Origin of the sequence: Candidatus Acidulodesulfobacterium ferriphilum (assembly GCA_004195035.1) — a bacterium.
GTDB classification, from domain to species: domain Bacteria; phylum SZUA-79; class SZUA-79; order Acidulodesulfobacterales; family Acidulodesulfobacteraceae; genus Acidulodesulfobacterium; species Acidulodesulfobacterium ferriphilum.
The window spans coordinates 65580-80422 of sequence record SGBD01000001.1; the positions used below are offsets into that span (position 1 = coordinate 65580).

Below are 14843 nucleotides of genomic sequence, written 5' to 3' on the forward strand. Positions count from 1 at the left end.
TCATTGCAAGGTTGCGGTTGTCTATCGGTTGTCTATTCTACCTGCGCCAGAAGTTTTTTAACATTACCCATAACGGATTTCGGGAGCGGCGCAAAACCTGTTGTTACGGTATATTTTGACGCCTGTCCTGGTCCTAACGCCCAATTTACTAAATCCTTAATCGTTGCGGTGGTAGAAGGATCCGGCTGTTTTTTTCTAATCATCCAGAATTCAAAGTTTGAATCGGGATAGGCATTTTTTGCCGAAACATTCCAGACTATAGATTTATCGAAATCAGCCGGAAAGTCGCCCTGTGCTAAGGCAGAATTAGCGGCTGCGGCAATCGTTTCCACGGAACCCACGACATAATTACCCGCTTTGTTAAGCATAGCGGCGCTTGAAAGATGATATTCTAAAATCCATCCGAGGCCTACATAGCCGATTGCTCCCGAGGTGCTTTTAACGGCGGCAACCACGGCGTCGCTTCCCAAGTATCCGCTTCCAACAGGCCATGAGGGGGATAGGCTTCTTCCGACTTTATTTGCCCATGTTTTGGAAGTATCGGTTAAAAGGCTCGTAAAATCAAATGTAGTTCCGCTCGCGTCAGCCCTGTGGACAACAAATATGTGCAGGTTTGGGAATTTGTACTGCGGATTTAATTTTTTAAATATCGGATTGTCCCAATTATTAATCTTGCCCAAGTAAATATCCGCGACTAATTGAGGAGTCATCTTAAGATTGACATCGTTCGGTATTCCCGGAATGTTGTAAATAACCTGCGCATCGTCAAGAGCGACGGGAACATTCACTAAGTTCGGATACCTCTTTTTAAACTCTTTCGTAAGGTAAGCATCGGATGCCCCGATAGTGATGTTGCCGTTAGCCGCGTTAGAAATACCGAAACCTGAACCGGTACCTGCGACGGAAACGGTAACATTCGGATGAAGCTTGTGATACTCGACAGCCCAAACGGAATTTAACGGGTAAAGCATCGTGGAACCTGAAATCGTGATAGTCCCCGACGGACCTTTTGACTTCGCGCTTGGAGCTTTAGACTTTGCGCATCCTGCAACAAAAACCGATACGAGAAAAATAATACCGATTGCCGCCAGACCTCCAAAAAATTTTTTAAAATTTCTTTTTTCCATAAATCTCCTCCATAAATAAATAGATTTTTAGATTGTTAAATTGTTAAATTTGCCTTCATTTTTACAATGACGCTGTTTGCTTTCCATTTTAAATTATTTTGACTTTATTATAATAGCAAATTAATGTTACAGTTTTATTACAGTTTTGTTAAATTTTTGTTACAATTTTACATTAGTTGAATTCCATGTCGTTTTTGCATATAATAATCAGATTATAAACTACGCAGGTTCGCTGTTTACAAATTAATTTATAAAAAAACGGAGGCAAATTTATGGAATCTTTAAATATCAATGTTTTTAATCCGGTAAGAATCCATTTTGGAAACGGATTTATAAACAATACTGGAAAAATTGCCAAAAAATACTCAAATCTTGCAATGATAATTACGGGCAAAACCTCTATGCAAAAATCGGGCGTCCTTGACAGGCTTGTAAAGATTTTAAAAGATGAGGGGGTTAAGCAGGTAATATACGATAAAATAACTCCTAATCCAACAATAGATGAAATAGACGAAGCTGCCCGCATCGCAAAAGAAAAGGGGGTCGGCTTGATTATCGGACTCGGCGGGGGGAGCCCCCTTGATTCCTCTAAGGCTATAGCGGTTGCCGCAAAGGGAAATATTCCCGTGTGGGATTATCTTAAAACACCGGCCGCGGCCGCCCTGCCTGTCATAACAATCGTGTCAACCTCGGGAACGGGAAGCGAGGTAAACAGATACTCCGTAATGACCAATCCGAAGACAAAGGAAAAACCGGGGTTCGGCTATGAATGCATGTATCCGAAAGAGGCAATAATCGACCCCGAAATTATGACTTCTATGCCCCCTTATGTTACGGCAACCACCGGTTTCGATGTTTTTGTCCATGTTCTTGAGGCTTTTACGGGCAAAATGAGAAACGCCTTTTCCTCTGCTTACTGCATGCAGGCTTTTTATCTTTTAAAGGATAACTTGATTAAGGCTTATAATGAACCGAATAATCCGGAGGCAAGGGGAAATATGGCTTTAGCCTCCGCTCTTGCGGGTCTTGCAATCGACTTATCGGGCGTAGGCATAATTCATGCGCTGGAGCACCCCGTTTCAGGCAATTACCCGAATGTCGCCCACGGAGCAGGTCTTGCCGCATTAACGGTAGAATCCATGAAATACAACCTTGAAGCATGCAAAAGGGATTTTATGCTCATAGCCCATCATCTCGGCGTTAAAAGGGCAGGGAAAAGCGACGACGAATACGCCTATGCTTTAATAGAAAAAATAGAGGAAATTTTAAAATCGATTAATTTAAATGTCCGCTTAAAGGATTTAGGGGTCGAAAAAGACAGACTGCCTAAAATGGCTAAAGAAGCTTTTGCCACTATGGGATTTGCCGCACAAAACAACCCAAAGGATGTTGATGAAAAGGCGGCTTTGAGGCTGCTGGAATTAAGTTATTAAGATACTAAAAACGCGGAAAACAAATCGGACCTTTTTTCTTTTCTTCAAAATATAAAAAAGCCCTCTTAAAAAAAGAGGGCTTTTCATTTACTATATTCCCTTTTTTATTTATTTTCGAACCTTAACCGCATTTGCCGCCGCCGACCATACCGTCGTTACTATAAGGTTAAGGACGAGGGCTATAAGCGCAACATACAAAAGCCCAAACGGCGTGTGCATAAAAGTAGTAACGATTGCATGCCCCGCGTTTGCCTCCATAACGAAATAAAGTCCCGATGCCGTTCCGACAAGCCAGCCTGCGATAAGGGCATTCTTGTTCAGCCACTTAGTGTAAAGCCCTATAAATATGGGCGGCAGCGTTTGAACTATCAGTATTCCGCCAAGAAGCTGAAGCTGTATGGAGTATGTTTCGGGAACAAGAAAGACAAACCCCAGCGCAAGAAATTTAAATACGACGGATGACCATTTTGCTATATCTGCCTCTGCTTTGGGGTCAAGGTCCGGTTTAAACTCCTTTATTATATTTCTGGTTAGAAGATTTGCCTGCGATATTGCCATTATGGCTGCAGGAACCAAACCCCCGATGAATATGCCGAGAAACGCGAAACCCGTAAACCACGGCGGCATAGTCTTTTCTATTAAAGTAGGAACGACTAATATTCCGTTCCCTCCCACCGCTTTAAGAGCCGAAGGCACGGCATAGATTAATACTCCGAACATTGCAAGAAATGCCAGTCCTATACCGTAGATGGGAAGAAGGGCGGTGCTTAGCCTGACGCTTTTTGCGCTTTTAGCGCTGAGAACCCCGTTAATGGCATGGGGATAAAGATACAGGGCAAGCGCGCTTAATATAAAAAGGCTTATATAACCGTTGACTAATAAAGGCGGCAATGTAACATAATCGACGGGCGGAGTTTTTCCCGCTCCAAGATTTTTTGCGGCGGCGAAGGCATGATGAAATCCCCCGTATGATAACGGCACTAAAATTATAATAGCCACTACCGTAATTAAAATAATCGCATCCTTCATCACCGCCGTCAGAACCGCGCCTCTCAGCCCGCTCCAGAATGTGAATACGGCAAGTATTATAAAAGATACTAAAAGAGCAATTTCACTGATTACCTTAGCGTCTCCAAACGAAAGAAGCATAACCTGAAGCACCGCTTTCATTCCGACTATTTGGAGGGCAATATAAGGCAGTTCGGCAACTATTCCCGTTAATGCGATTAATATTGCCAGCGTCCTGCTGTTAAACTTATCCCTCACGAAATCTACGGCAGTCACATATCCCTTATCTTTGGATACTTTCCAGAGGCTCGGCATTACCACCATTGCAATTCCGAAAGTAGCCATAACATAAGGAACGGCAAAAAAGAATAGACTTCCTTTTGCGAACACGCCCGATGGGACGGCAATAAAGGTATATGCCGTATATATATCGGCTCCCACGAGAAACCACATCAGGAATGTGCCGATTTTATTGCCTGCTAATGCCCATTCATGCAAATGGTTAAGATCCCCTGCCCGCCATTTCGACGCCCAGAAGCCGATTATCGTAAATAACAAAAAAAGGGCGATAAAAACTATTATCGTTACCTGAATATTGGACATTATTTATCACCTCCGCCTTTTACTTTAGAAATCAGTAATGAAGCAAAGGAATAAAGAATGGTCGCTATAACGAGCCAGAGCGTCTGAAACCAGTAAAAAAACGGCAGGCCTAAAAAAGCCGGGTCAGAGTGGTTGTAAAGCGGCACAACGGCAAGAACGATAGTCGGGATTGCGATTAATATCCCGGCAACCGTAAACAAAAAATTCTTACTCATAAATTAACCTCCCCTAAAGCAATGTTAGAAAAATATATCTAATTTAAAATCGGATATATATTTCTAAAGATTAAATTATCATTTATCGGTTTATTATATAATAATATAAAATTAACTCAATCATTTTTATTAATAATTCTGGGGGGTAATTCGGCGGAAAAATTGAATTTATCGGCAGCAACTACGAGACAAGATTTATGGGGGAGGGAAATAAATAAATCAGACCCTCTTATTTTGACACCTTTATTTTCTTTAGATACGTAGGCGGGCGCTTATAAAAGCGAAGCTTTTATGCCTGCCGGAGTGAAATAAATATGACATCTTTATTTTTTTTTATTTTTTCTCAAGGCTCTATTCTTTTTATTTTTTCAATCTTATCAAAATCTGTATCGTAGCTATAAATCTCGGTCATATTATTTAATTTCATAATTGAAGCGTTAAAAGCATCGGCAAAAGATATATTTTTTTCCGCAAATAATTTAAGGGCAAAAATAAAGACATCTTTAAATTCTACGGCCAATCCTTCAAGATTAATGATAGCCGCCGCCATTTCCTTAATATCTTTTCTTGGTACTTTATAAAATTTTTCAAGCGTGAAAATCAATTCAAAAATAACTAAAGGGCTTGTAATTATTTTTTCCTTGCCTTCTTCTACCCTTTTTAAAAGGAAGAATACCTTTTTAGCCTTTTCGGCATCATCGTTGGTAAGATAACGGAGAAAAATATTTGTATCCGCAAAGCGCATAATATTATTTTTTCAATCCCCCTGCAACGGCTTCTTCGAACTTCTCCCTTATTTTTTTAAAATCTTCAGGGCTTTCCTTCGGTTTTACCCTTCCAAAATATTTGCTTATATTTGAAGTAAACGGTATAATCTCGATAGAATTTTGCCTTACTCTAAATGTAACCGCATCGTTAGTTTTTAATTTCAACATATCCCTATATTTTTTTGGAATGGTTATCTGTCCTTTGCTGGTCACTGTTGTTTTTTCTATTATTCTTGGCATGTGTGCTCTCCTTCCGCTATAGTTTTATAACACTTAAAATTTATGTATTACTTAAATTTATATCATACTAAAAATGCCTTGTCAACTTTAAAAAATGGTTTAAGAAATAAATAAATCAGACTTTATTTTATTTTATTTTACGCGGGCAGGAGTGAGATACGTAGGCGGGCGCTTATAAAAGCGAAGCTTTTATGCCTGCCGGAGTGAAATAAATCTTGTACACCTTTAATTTAAATTTATACATTACATAGCTTGCTTGATTTCTTTTAATTCATAAGAGATAAATTTAGGGTCTTTAACCTGCGCCGACGCGTCTAATAATTCCATGGAAACTACTTTTCCTTGGTCATCATAATCTAAAATCATACCCTCTTTTATTTCATCGCTTTCAGAAATTTTACCGTCATTAAAAATAAGCGTCAATGTATCGGTTTCATCGTCATATATGACTTTCATATTTTTAATCCTCAACCCAATATTTTTTTATTTTAGAAGTTTTATAAACGGTTATTATTTTAACGATTTCCTGTTTAATCAATTCACATATGACTCTTAAAATCATTTTGGTTTGTGCATCGGCATCAAAAAATTTACTTTGAAATATAATCCTGTTATTTTTAGAATTTATTTTTTGTCCCGCTTTTTTAATGACGCTTATTACAAGAGATTCTTTTATATTTCTTCTTTTCATTTCTAATTTAGCATGACTGGTAAAAATTATATTCATTTAAAAATTCAATATCATTATCCATTATTTAATTTATTTATACATTAATTCCATAAAATAATCAAGTTAACATAAGTGCCCAAAATTGCCGATAGAAATCTTTTAACAGGCTTTAAAGCTATATTAACACTGGATGAGCTTCGCTGTACTTCGTTTCCCGCCCACGCGGGAATGACACCCAACGGGTGAAACGATAAATCCTCTCAAAGTCATTCCTGCGTAGGCAGAAAAGTCCTTAAAAGGACTTCACATATCGAAGGCACGCGTTAAAGGACGCATGCCGCCCTTGCGTGCCGAAGATGCTTGAAAAGCGAGAGCGAAGCGGGAATCCAGAAAATAAATTCCTAAATCCCAATTTGGCGTTAATAATTTTTTTTTGGGGGGGTAATTCGGCGGAAAAATTAATTTTTTTTAGTCGCTTTAAAAATCAGGGGGATTATCCCGTCAATAAATTCCGAAGGATTTAATATTTGAAACGAATAATTTCCAAATATTTTAGGTTTTTTAAAATCCTTTTTATCGCCGGTAACAAGATAATCGGCTTTGCCGTTAATCGCCGAAACAGGCACCGGAATATCTTTGGCGGCGGTATGACCGGAATATTCATCAATTTCGGAGGCTGACGGCAATTTTATAATCTCTAGATTAACTTTGGGTAAATATTCTTTGTATAAATGCATTGCATCCGATATTTTCTTATTTATATTCCTTTCTATTTCTATGAGGTTGTATTCTCCCGTTATTCCTGTAACGAAAGAAGTTCTAAGACTCAATATATCCAGAATGATGCGAGGCGCGCCCTTATCCGAAATAATTCCGGAAAAGATTACATTTGAATCGAGAAAAACTCTGATAGTTTTTTCACCCATACAGTTCTTTATAGAGTTTTGCCCTTTCGTTTTTAAGCCCTTTCATTAATTCTTCAACGGAAAGCCCCGACCTTTTGATAATTTTTTTGATTTCCCTTCGCGCTTCATCTAATTCAAGCCTTTTAGGCGTGACTATAATGGCGTCGCCCGCGGGAATAATTGAAACGACCTGCCCTTCGTCAAGATAACCCGCGTCCCTTATCTTTTTAGGTATGGTCAGTTGTCCCCGGGATTTTATTTCTGCCGTAAACGGTTTCATATAACGTATTTAATCTCCTATTCTAAAGTATGATTTCATAATATCAGAATTCGGAAACAATTGCAATATTTTTTCTTTAATCTTGCTTAAGCTGTGCGAAGCATATTTTATTTTGTCTTACAGAGATCATATTTTGTCTGCAAATTCATCCAGAATTCGGGAGTAGTTTTAAAATATTCCGATAGCTTTAAAGCCATTAAAGGACTAATACTTCTTTTCTCGTTTGCAAGTTCGTTTATTGTCCTAAACGTAACATTTAAATCCATAGCAAGTTTTGTCTGTTTTAGATTTAGAGGCTTCAAAAATTCCTCTCTCAAAACCTCTCCGGGATGCGTAGCGTCTCTTTTAAAATCAAAAATATTCATGTTATTGCCTCAATTATGATAATCCGTTATATATAAACATCTATAAACATCGTGTGCGTTTCCATTTTTAAATGTAAAAACTATCCTGTATTGGTCGTTAATTCTAATACTGTAAAATCCTTTCAAATCGCCTTTTAAGGCTTCAAGCCGGTTAGCCGGAGGAGCTTTTAAATCGTCCAATGTTCCTGCAGCGTCTATCATATCTAATTTGCGAATCGCAATTTTTTGTATGTGTTGTGGAATCTTTTTACTAAAACCGTTTAGGTAAAGCTTTTCGGTTTCTATATTAATAAAATTCAGTTAAATGGCGGTAAAAAAACCCGAAGCAGTTAACTTCAAGGGTTTATTGTCAAGCTACTTATACTAAATCTAACGACTTTGCAAAGATTGAATAAATAAATCCGACACATTTAATTTTGGACACATTTAATTTTCTTGGGATGGAAAACGGGAAAATACCCCCCGCGCAGATTCAAGCGGGAGTGGGAGTGAGAAAATAAATTTATTTTAAGCAGTTTCGTATTGCAGTATCTTTAACTGTTCCGGATTTATCCTTAAACTTAAATTGAGCATTTCTACTCCAACCACTTTTCCATCTGAATTAAAATCTAAAATAACACCCGGCTCAACCTCTTCAGATTCGACTATAGGCGATTCGTCTAACCTAAAATAAAGGGCGTCACTTTCTTCGTCCACTTTTAATTTCATTTTTACTCCTTAGTCCCCAAATCCCGATTTAGGATTTTATATTCTGGATTATCGCTTCGCTCTCGGCTTTCAGCCTCGTGAAGTTTCAAAGAAACTTTCCTGCTTACGCAGGAATGACAATTATGGAATTTAGCCTTTCACCCAATGGGTGTCCCAACCCGCTTCAGCGGGAATCCAGAATTACTTAATGTTGGAATATCTTAAATATTTTCTAAATCGGGATTAGGGTTAGTCTCGACTTGTTTAATTCTCTTATATTTTCTGTCAAAATATACCGTAACTATTCTTTTCGGGGACGCATTATGGTTGACCACAACATGTATAAAACCCTTCCGTTATTTTCCGAGATATTTTTAAAATAGTGCAAGTTTCCATCCTCTTTAACAATATTCCAATCAGGATTATTTAAAGCATCGGAAATCCATTTTTCGGAAATTTTACGTTCTTTAATAACATCATTTGCATGTATGCTAAATTCAAAATCGTTTAATAGCATAAATTATTAACTTAGGAATAAATATGATATCTTTATTAGCATTATTTAATTTATTTATACATTAATTCCATAAAATAATCAAGTTGGCGTAATTGGATATTATAGGAAAGAGGAATGAGGGGGATGAAGATAAGAAATGCAAAACCCCCGAAGCGATTAGTTTCGGGGGTTTTATTGTTAAACTGCTTATACTAAATCTAACGACTTTGCAAAGATTGAATAAATAAATCCGACACATTTAATTTTTGTTGTCAACGATAAATTTATCCAAGTCTTCAAGCCTGAAACAGTACTGTCTGTCCGAATAGTTTTACAAAAGATATTTGCTTAAATGGGGTGGGGTGTCAAAGTCAGGGAAAAAAAGGACTTATTGCATAAATGCCAATAAGTCCTGAAATGCAGATTTGACAAGGGTTTAAGAGATTAAATAATATAGTTGACTTTAATTCTTTATATAGTTAGGTATTCTGCAAAAGAAACAGATTCCGGAATATTTATTCCGTCTTCTATTAATCCGTCAATGTGCATTTTAATGGCTTCAGCCATGTTTTTTTTTGTTTCTTCTTTGGTTTTTCCTGTAGAAATAACACCCGGCAGGTCAGGCGAATAACACGAATAATTATTGCCCGCCTTTTCAATTACAATAAGTAATTTATGCATATATTCTATTTGTTCTCCTTTAATTTTGCCTGTTTTAAAATGCTGTTTAATGTTCCTGCTGCTATATCGTCATTAGGGTGTCCTGCAATAGTTACCCTGCCCGTTTTATTAGAATGCTTATATTGTCTATGACTGCCTTTTATCGCAATAAGAACCCAGCCGTCTTTTTCTAATATTTTTATTATATCACGAATTTTCATTTTTTATATTTGTATTTTAACACTAAAAATTTACAAATAACATTACATTTATAAATACATTGTTATTGTTTATGTTTGTATTATATGACATTAATAAATAAAAATTAACTCTAAAATTAAAAGATATTTTAAGTTGATATAATAAAAAATTATTGGGCAAGCGACTGCGGCAGATGCAGTCGGGAGTAAGGGAATAAATAAATCTGACACCTTTATTTTTAACATAACAACGAATTATGGGAGAGGAAAGGAATGGGGGGGGATGGAGATAAGAAATGCAAAACCCCCGAAGCGATTAGTTTCGGGGGTTTTATTGTTAAACTGCTTATACTAAATCTAACGACTTTGCAAATCTTAGAAGTTCCAGATAATGGCAGTTCCAATAGCCGTAATATCTTTATGCGAGGCATTGGCAAAGTTGTTGGAACCCTGATTTGGAGCAAACCAATTACCCGGGACTTGTTTAACAGGATTAGGAGCAGGAGTAGTGGCAGACTCAACACCGCTTCCCGTCCATACATAAGCGCCCCATGCCTGCCATGCAAGCGTTTTTGTAAAGTGATGCGTGAAATTAAGGTCAAATTCGGTTCCTATATCGTTGCCGCCAAACATATCAGTTCCGTTTATAGATTTTTTTAACCATGCGGCATGAATTAACGATTCCTGTAAATCGTTCATTCCAGTAAAATGTTCCGTTGCATCTACCATAATCGTATATCTGTTGGCTAAATTTGTGCCCATGGCTTCGCCGGGAGCATTGTAAAATAAATCTATTCCGGGAGCGGAAAGTTGAATTGACTGCCAGTTATTACCAATGACATCGCCAAATAATGTTCTCGTATTTTGAATTTGAGAATAATATGTCATATCCAAATGTTGATAGGAAATAGGACCGCCTATGCCGAATTTTAAACCGACGGTTGTGGGAGTGGAAGTGTTTAACAACTGGGAACCCGTTAAATAAAGGTCATAGCTTCCAATCTTTGTCCTGTCATCCGTGGTCGCATTGTTGTAAAAAGCATAAGGAGAATTCATTATATCCCCTCTGAAATAGTCAAACTCTCCCGCAACATTAGTTCCTTTATTTGCGTATGTCGCGCTTAACCCGCCGTAAGTTATGTTGGCGGAGGCACTCTCACTGAGTAATGATTGGGAGCCCGGAGAAGGGGGAGTAGGCGAAAGAGCAGCATTAGCAGCAAGAAAAGAAGAAAGAACAGCGCCAAACTGATTTAAATGTGCCTCTGTTAACCAAGCGCTCCATGAAACATCGTTCATCGGCTTTAAGCTCATGACCTCTAATGTCGGAATAGTGCCGCTCTGAATGTGAGAATAGCCATAAAGAGCAGGAGGAAGAGCGCCTATCGGGGTTGGTGTATTTCCATTATTCCATGCGGTTGTTTCGTTGCCGAATAAGTTCCCGACAAATACCCCTACATTGCCCAACGGGATAAAATCGCCTACACCGTCCGCATTAGTGTTGACGGCAACGCCGAGACCGAACTTAACAGGCATACGACCGAACATAATAGCGCCGATAGGGGTAATAAACCTGATGTAAGCCTGCCTTAAGCCGAAAGTGTTAAAATCGTGGTTAAAACCCGTCGGCACGGTGGTGTACCCTAATGCCTGCCAGCCGTTTGTTCCATAACCGTTTGTAACGCCGTTATAAGCGTTAGTAAGGTCAAACTGTGTAAAAATAGCGGCAAGCGGCATGCCGTGAGCTAACTTATCGTAGCTTATAGAACCGTTCATTCTTAATCTTTGAAGAAATACTTCAAAGGAATTTGAATTAGGATACGCACCTGTAGTAGTAAACAGCTGAGACTGATTCTGAGACCAGAAAGCCTTGCCGATGTACTGCCCGCTCATTGAAAAGCTGACGCCGGCCTTATTTGCCTGAGAAGCGGCAAACGACGGTGAAGCCGTTGTTAGTGCTAAAAAACCGGCAATTGCAATCGTGAGCAATGCCAGCAATGAAATTTTTCTTTTCATCTTTACCTCCATATTAAATTAAATTTTAAAAATTAAAAAACTTGGAACATCCCCCTATAGCAGTAGTTTTAATAAAACTTATCATATATCGAGTTGGCTTGTCAAGCATAAATAAATATTTTAAAAAATTATTAATTTATTATAAAAGTCAGGTTTATTCTAATATATGAATATGCTTATATGCTAATTACAGTATTGCGCCGCCTCCGATATTACGCGAACTGGGCTGCGCCGGCATTTGGGACTGCCGCCTGTTTCTCCTGTTCCGCTTGTATCCCGCCTTTTAGTTTTGAGTCATTTAAAAAACCGTTTATCTTCTTTACTAATTTAGAATTTATATCGTGGCCGGTCTTTTTTGCAACGACCCTGCCTTTAATCCTGTAACCGGAAAGATATAAGTCGCCGATTAAATCCAGTACTTTATGCCTTATGAACTCGTCTTTATATCTGAGCCCTTCTTTGTTAAGAACCGAGGTTTCATCCAGCACTAAAGCATTATCCAAGCTTCCGCCCAGCGCAAGCCCGTTCTTTTTTAAATATTCGACATCCTTTAAGAAACCGAATGTCCTTGCCTTCGAAATCTCCTTATGAAAGTTAAACCCGTCAATTTTCAAATCGATTGAGCCGGAATTTACTAACGGGTGATTAAAGTCCATAATATAAGATATTTCGAAGCCGTTTGCGGGATATACGGCAATGCTTACCTCGCCCTCGTTTGCGCTTTGCTCCCCCGCATGCTTTTCCGAATAAATATCCCCGCTCTTTAATATTATCGGTTTAAATACTTCTATATACCTTCTGTTTGCATTCAGTTCTTTAATGCCGCTTTCGTAAAACGCTTCGTAAAAGACTCTTGCGCTGCCGTCCATAGCCGGAATCTCGTCTCCGTAAACCTCTATAACGGCATTGTCGATACCCGCACCCCATAAAGCCGACATTAAATGTTCGACGGTAGAAATGCACCCTGTGCCGCTTTTGCCGCTTCCAGCCTCTTTACCTGCCCTTCCTATGCTGGTTCTTAATGTCGTGGAACAGATATTGCCCGCATCGGCCTTAATTATAACATTCGGCTTTAAGTCCTTTCGTACGAAAGTAATGCCCGAACCTGCTTTTGCCGGTTTAACCGCAATGGACGACTCTTTGCCCGTGTGCAAACCGATTCCTTTAAAGAAAAGCATATTGGCTACAGTGCATTGAAATTCGTCTTTTTCTTCTTTTAATATCGCAAATTTTTCCATCGTAATAGTTTACCTCTAAACCCTTCTGGATTACCGCTTCGGCGAAGCGGGTTGGAATATCTTAATCCCGCCTTTGCCGTAACGGCAATTATTTATAGTTTTATGTGCAAAAAATGTGCCAATGACGATATAAATGATTTAAATAGATAAAAATTAAGAAAATCAAGCGGTTATACTACGGCTACAAAACGAGCTTTCTTGAGGTTGGGTTAAATACGAATTTTTGTTCGCATTATGGTGCGAACTAAAATTCATGGTTTATAAAACCTTTCTTTTTCGCTGTAAATGCACCCGCAGTAATTCTGGCGGTATAAGCCGTATTCGTAAGACAGTTTCACTCCTTCCTTATAGCCCAGCCTGAAGTCTTCATAATAAAAATTAACGCCGTATTTTTTTTGCAGGTTAAAACCGACCTCTTTGAGGTAATCGTGTTTTTGATGTTTGCTGTATAAAAGAGTGGTCGAAAAATGGGTAAATTTGGAGGATTTGGCAAGGGAAGCGGTTTTTTCAAGCCTTTTGCTTAAGCAGTAATAGCAGCGGTTTTCTTCCCTGAATGCGACATTTCTAATAAACTCCTCCATATCGTAATTTTTTTCGCAGATAACCTTAAGGCCGGCTTTTTCCGCAAATTTCTTTAGCGACTCCTCCCGCCTCGAATATTCACTGTAAGGATGTATGTTCGGATTGTAAAAATAACCTATAACGGTATCGAATTTTTTATCGACGACGGTATAAGGATACATCAGGCAAGGAGAGCAACAGATGTGGAGCAAAAGTTTATTTTCCATTTTTTTCATTTAAAACAACGAGTCTTCTTTTGTCAGCCCAAAATGCTTGTAAGCAAGTTCCGTGGCAATCCTGCCCTTTTTTGTCCGCAATATAAACCCGCAAGACACAAGGTAAGGCTCGATTACATCCTCAAGGGTATCTTTTTCGTCGTTCATTGCCTGCGCAATCGTTTCTATGCCCACCGGTCCGCCGCCAAATTTGTCTATTATCATTCTTAAAAAAAGTTTGTCGTTAGCATCAAGCCCTAATTCGTCAATCCCGAGGCTTTCAATGCCGAATTTTGCAACGCTTATGTCAACGGCATCTTTCTTTAAATGAACCATATAATCCCTCAGCCTCCTTAAAAGTCTGTTTGCAATCCTTGGCGTTCCCCTTGAACGGCGCGCAATTTCAAAAGCGGCCTTATTGTCTATCTTAATGCCGTAAAGGGATGCGCTTCTTATAACAATCCTTGCAAGGTCACCCGGTTCATAATATTCAAGTCTCGAAGAAAACCCGAACCTGTCCCGAAGCGGAGACGGAATAAGCCCTGCCCTTGTGGTTGCGCCGATAAGCGTAAACCTCGGCAGACTGATTCTTATGGATTTTGCCGTTGCGCCCTCGCCTATTATAATATCGAGTTTAAAATCCTCCATGGCGGGATAAAGCATCTCGGCGGCCGGCTTCGGCAGCCTGTGTATCTCGTCGATAAATATAATATCGCCGTTGCCTGCGGAAGATAAAAGCGCCGCAATATCGCCCGCCTTTTCGATTGAAGGCCCTGAGGTTATTTTTATATTAACCCCGAGTTCATGGGATATGATACTTGCAAGCGTGGTTTTGCCAAGCCCCGGCGGCCCAAAAAATAAAAGGTGGTCTAAATCGTGATGCCCCAGAGTAGAACTTCTTTTTTTAGAAGCATTTATAAAAATTAAAAGATTTTCTTTGAGTTGGGTTTGACCGATATATTCGTCGAAACTGGTGGGTCTTACAGGGTTGTCAAATTCGTTACCCTCTTCATTTAATAAACCTTCCGCTTCGCTCCCGTGAAGTTCCTTATTATCGATATTTTTATCGTCTTCATCCGTAAAATCTTTTTTAAAAGAACTCATATATTATCCTATATTCTATATCATATATTATATAATAATTTGCAGGACGAAACATC

Annotated in this window: 20 protein-coding genes; 1 reads left to right on the top strand and 19 read right to left on the bottom strand. The window is 38.8% G+C overall.

Annotated elements, in window-relative coordinates:
* Positions 1–32 precede the first annotated feature (32 nt).
* Positions 33–1127 (bottom strand): phosphate ABC transporter substrate-binding protein PstS, encoded by a 1095-nt coding sequence (gene pstS, locus EVJ47_00325; GenBank protein ID RZD14768.1) that lies wholly within the window; start codon positions 1125–1127, stop codon positions 33–35.
* Positions 1128–1399: 272 nt separating this feature from the next.
* Here pstS and EVJ47_00330 point away from each other — a divergent pair, with 272 nt between their 5' ends.
* Positions 1400–2560 (top strand): iron-containing alcohol dehydrogenase, encoded by a 1161-nt coding sequence (locus tag EVJ47_00330; protein RZD14769.1) that lies wholly within the window; start codon positions 1400–1402, stop codon positions 2558–2560.
* Between the two features lie 108 nt (positions 2561–2668).
* Here EVJ47_00330 and EVJ47_00335 read toward each other — a convergent pair whose 3' ends face one another.
* From EVJ47_00335 to ruvB, 18 genes are all read right to left on the bottom strand, one after another.
* Positions 2669–4171, bottom strand: a complete 1503-nt coding sequence (locus EVJ47_00335) for a sodium:solute symporter (protein RZD14770.1) — start codon at positions 4169–4171, stop codon at positions 2669–2671.
* Positions 4171–4386 carry a DUF3311 domain-containing protein gene (locus EVJ47_00340; GenBank protein ID RZD14771.1) on the bottom strand — a complete coding sequence of 72 codons (216 nt, stop codon included), beginning with the start codon at positions 4384–4386 and terminating at the stop codon, positions 4171–4173. Before EVJ47_00340 ends, EVJ47_00335 begins: the two co-directional genes overlap by 1 nt.
* A 343-nt stretch (positions 4387–4729) precedes the next feature.
* Positions 4730–5131, bottom strand: coding sequence for a type II toxin-antitoxin system VapC family toxin (locus tag EVJ47_00345; protein ID RZD14772.1), 402 nt, complete (start codon positions 5129–5131; stop codon positions 4730–4732).
* Positions 5132–5135: 4 nt separating this feature from the next.
* Positions 5136–5393, bottom strand: a complete 258-nt coding sequence (locus EVJ47_00350; GenBank protein RZD14773.1) for an AbrB/MazE/SpoVT family DNA-binding domain-containing protein — start codon at positions 5391–5393, stop codon at positions 5136–5138.
* Positions 5394–5636: 243 nt separating this feature from the next.
* A complete protein-coding gene (locus EVJ47_00355; GenBank protein ID RZD14774.1) occupies positions 5637–5849 on the bottom strand; it encodes a DUF2283 domain-containing protein in 213 nt (70 codons plus the stop codon).
* Between the two features lie 4 nt (positions 5850–5853).
* A complete protein-coding gene (locus tag EVJ47_00360; GenBank protein ID RZD14775.1) occupies positions 5854–6120 on the bottom strand; it encodes a DUF4258 domain-containing protein in 267 nt (88 codons plus the stop codon).
* 401 nt (positions 6121–6521) lie between these two features.
* Positions 6522–6989: a PIN domain-containing protein gene (locus EVJ47_00365; GenBank protein RZD14776.1), complete on the bottom strand. Its 468-nt coding sequence runs from the start codon at positions 6987–6989 to the stop codon at positions 6522–6524.
* A complete protein-coding gene (locus tag EVJ47_00370; protein RZD14777.1) occupies positions 6982–7248 on the bottom strand; it encodes an AbrB/MazE/SpoVT family DNA-binding domain-containing protein in 267 nt (88 codons plus the stop codon). Before EVJ47_00370 ends, EVJ47_00365 begins: the two co-directional genes overlap by 8 nt.
* Positions 7249–7355: 107 nt before the next feature.
* A complete protein-coding gene (gene higA / locus EVJ47_00375) occupies positions 7356–7613 on the bottom strand; it encodes an addiction module antidote protein, HigA family (GenBank protein RZD14778.1) in 258 nt (85 codons plus the stop codon).
* A gap of 9 nt (positions 7614–7622) precedes the next feature.
* A complete protein-coding gene (locus EVJ47_00380; GenBank protein RZD14779.1) occupies positions 7623–7913 on the bottom strand; it encodes a type II toxin-antitoxin system RelE/ParE family toxin in 291 nt (96 codons plus the stop codon).
* Positions 7914–8120: 207 nt separating this feature from the next.
* Entirely contained in the window at positions 8121–8321 is a 201-nt protein-coding gene (locus EVJ47_00385; protein ID RZD14780.1) for a DUF2283 domain-containing protein, read from the bottom strand.
* Positions 8322–8601: 280 nt separating this feature from the next.
* Positions 8602–8817: a DUF4258 domain-containing protein gene (locus EVJ47_00390; GenBank protein ID RZD14781.1), complete on the bottom strand. Its 216-nt coding sequence runs from the start codon at positions 8815–8817 to the stop codon at positions 8602–8604.
* Positions 8818–9267: 450 nt separating this feature from the next.
* Entirely contained in the window at positions 9268–9477 is a 210-nt protein-coding gene (locus tag EVJ47_00395) for a type II toxin-antitoxin system HicB family antitoxin (GenBank protein ID RZD14782.1), read from the bottom strand.
* A 5-nt stretch (positions 9478–9482) separates the two neighbouring features.
* Complete coding sequence (locus EVJ47_00400; protein ID RZD14783.1) at positions 9483–9677, bottom strand: type II toxin-antitoxin system HicA family toxin; 195 nt, start codon at positions 9675–9677, stop codon at positions 9483–9485.
* Between the two features lie 354 nt (positions 9678–10031).
* Positions 10032–11669 carry a hypothetical protein gene (locus tag EVJ47_00405; GenBank protein RZD14784.1) on the bottom strand — a complete coding sequence of 546 codons (1638 nt, stop codon included), beginning with the start codon at positions 11667–11669 and terminating at the stop codon, positions 10032–10034.
* A 212-nt stretch (positions 11670–11881) separates the two neighbouring features.
* Positions 11882–12907: a UDP-3-O-[3-hydroxymyristoyl] N-acetylglucosamine deacetylase gene (lpxC, locus tag EVJ47_00410; GenBank protein RZD14785.1), complete on the bottom strand. Its 1026-nt coding sequence runs from the start codon at positions 12905–12907 to the stop codon at positions 11882–11884.
* A gap of 251 nt (positions 12908–13158) precedes the next feature.
* A complete protein-coding gene (locus EVJ47_00415) occupies positions 13159–13695 on the bottom strand; it encodes an epoxyqueuosine reductase QueH (GenBank protein ID RZD15523.1) in 537 nt (178 codons plus the stop codon).
* 9 nt (positions 13696–13704) lie between these two features.
* On the bottom strand, positions 13705–14787 hold the full coding sequence (ruvB, locus tag EVJ47_00420; GenBank protein RZD14786.1) for a Holliday junction branch migration DNA helicase RuvB: 1083 nt from the start codon (positions 14785–14787) through the stop codon (positions 13705–13707).
* Positions 14788–14843 lie beyond the last annotated feature (56 nt).

Excerpts from the sequence above, each read along its gene's own strand:
- pstS (RZD14768.1), bottom strand. The coding sequence starts at position 1,127 with ATGGAAAAAAGAAATTTTAAAAAATTTTTTGGAGGTCTGGCGGCAATC.
- EVJ47_00330 (RZD14769.1), top strand. The coding sequence starts at position 1,400 with ATGGAATCTTTAAATATCAATGTTTTTAATCCGGTAAGAATCCATTTT.
- EVJ47_00335 (RZD14770.1), bottom strand. The coding sequence starts at position 4,171 with ATGTCCAATATTCAGGTAACGATAATAGTTTTTATCGCCCTTTTTTTG.
- EVJ47_00340 (RZD14771.1), bottom strand. The coding sequence starts at position 4,386 with ATGAGTAAGAATTTTTTGTTTACGGTTGCCGGGATATTAATCGCAATC.
- EVJ47_00345 (RZD14772.1), bottom strand. The coding sequence starts at position 5,131 with ATGCGCTTTGCGGATACAAATATTTTTCTCCGTTATCTTACCAACGAT.
- EVJ47_00350 (RZD14773.1), bottom strand. The coding sequence starts at position 5,393 with ATGCCAAGAATAATAGAAAAAACAACAGTGACCAGCAAAGGACAGATA.
- EVJ47_00355 (RZD14774.1), bottom strand. The coding sequence starts at position 5,849 with ATGAAAGTCATATATGACGATGAAACCGATACATTGACGCTTATTTTT.
- EVJ47_00360 (RZD14775.1), bottom strand. The coding sequence starts at position 6,120 with ATGAATATAATTTTTACCAGTCATGCTAAATTAGAAATGAAAAGAAGA.
- EVJ47_00365 (RZD14776.1), bottom strand. The coding sequence starts at position 6,989 with ATGGGTGAAAAAACTATCAGAGTTTTTCTCGATTCAAATGTAATCTTT.
- EVJ47_00370 (RZD14777.1), bottom strand. The coding sequence starts at position 7,248 with ATGAAACCGTTTACGGCAGAAATAAAATCCCGGGGACAACTGACCATA.
- higA (RZD14778.1), bottom strand. The coding sequence starts at position 7,613 with ATGAATATTTTTGATTTTAAAAGAGACGCTACGCATCCCGGAGAGGTT.
- EVJ47_00385 (RZD14780.1), bottom strand. The coding sequence starts at position 8,321 with ATGAAATTAAAAGTGGACGAAGAAAGTGACGCCCTTTATTTTAGGTTA.
- EVJ47_00390 (RZD14781.1), bottom strand. The coding sequence starts at position 8,817 with ATGCTATTAAACGATTTTGAATTTAGCATACATGCAAATGATGTTATT.
- EVJ47_00395 (RZD14782.1), bottom strand. The coding sequence starts at position 9,477 with ATGCATAAATTACTTATTGTAATTGAAAAGGCGGGCAATAATTATTCG.
- EVJ47_00400 (RZD14783.1), bottom strand. The coding sequence starts at position 9,677 with ATGAAAATTCGTGATATAATAAAAATATTAGAAAAAGACGGCTGGGTT.
- EVJ47_00405 (RZD14784.1), bottom strand. The coding sequence starts at position 11,669 with ATGAAAAGAAAAATTTCATTGCTGGCATTGCTCACGATTGCAATTGCC.
- lpxC (RZD14785.1), bottom strand. The coding sequence starts at position 12,907 with ATGGAAAAATTTGCGATATTAAAAGAAGAAAAAGACGAATTTCAATGC.
- EVJ47_00415 (RZD15523.1), bottom strand. The coding sequence starts at position 13,695 with ATGGAAAATAAACTTTTGCTCCACATCTGTTGCTCTCCTTGCCTGATG.
- ruvB (RZD14786.1), bottom strand. The coding sequence starts at position 14,787 with ATGAGTTCTTTTAAAAAAGATTTTACGGATGAAGACGATAAAAATATC.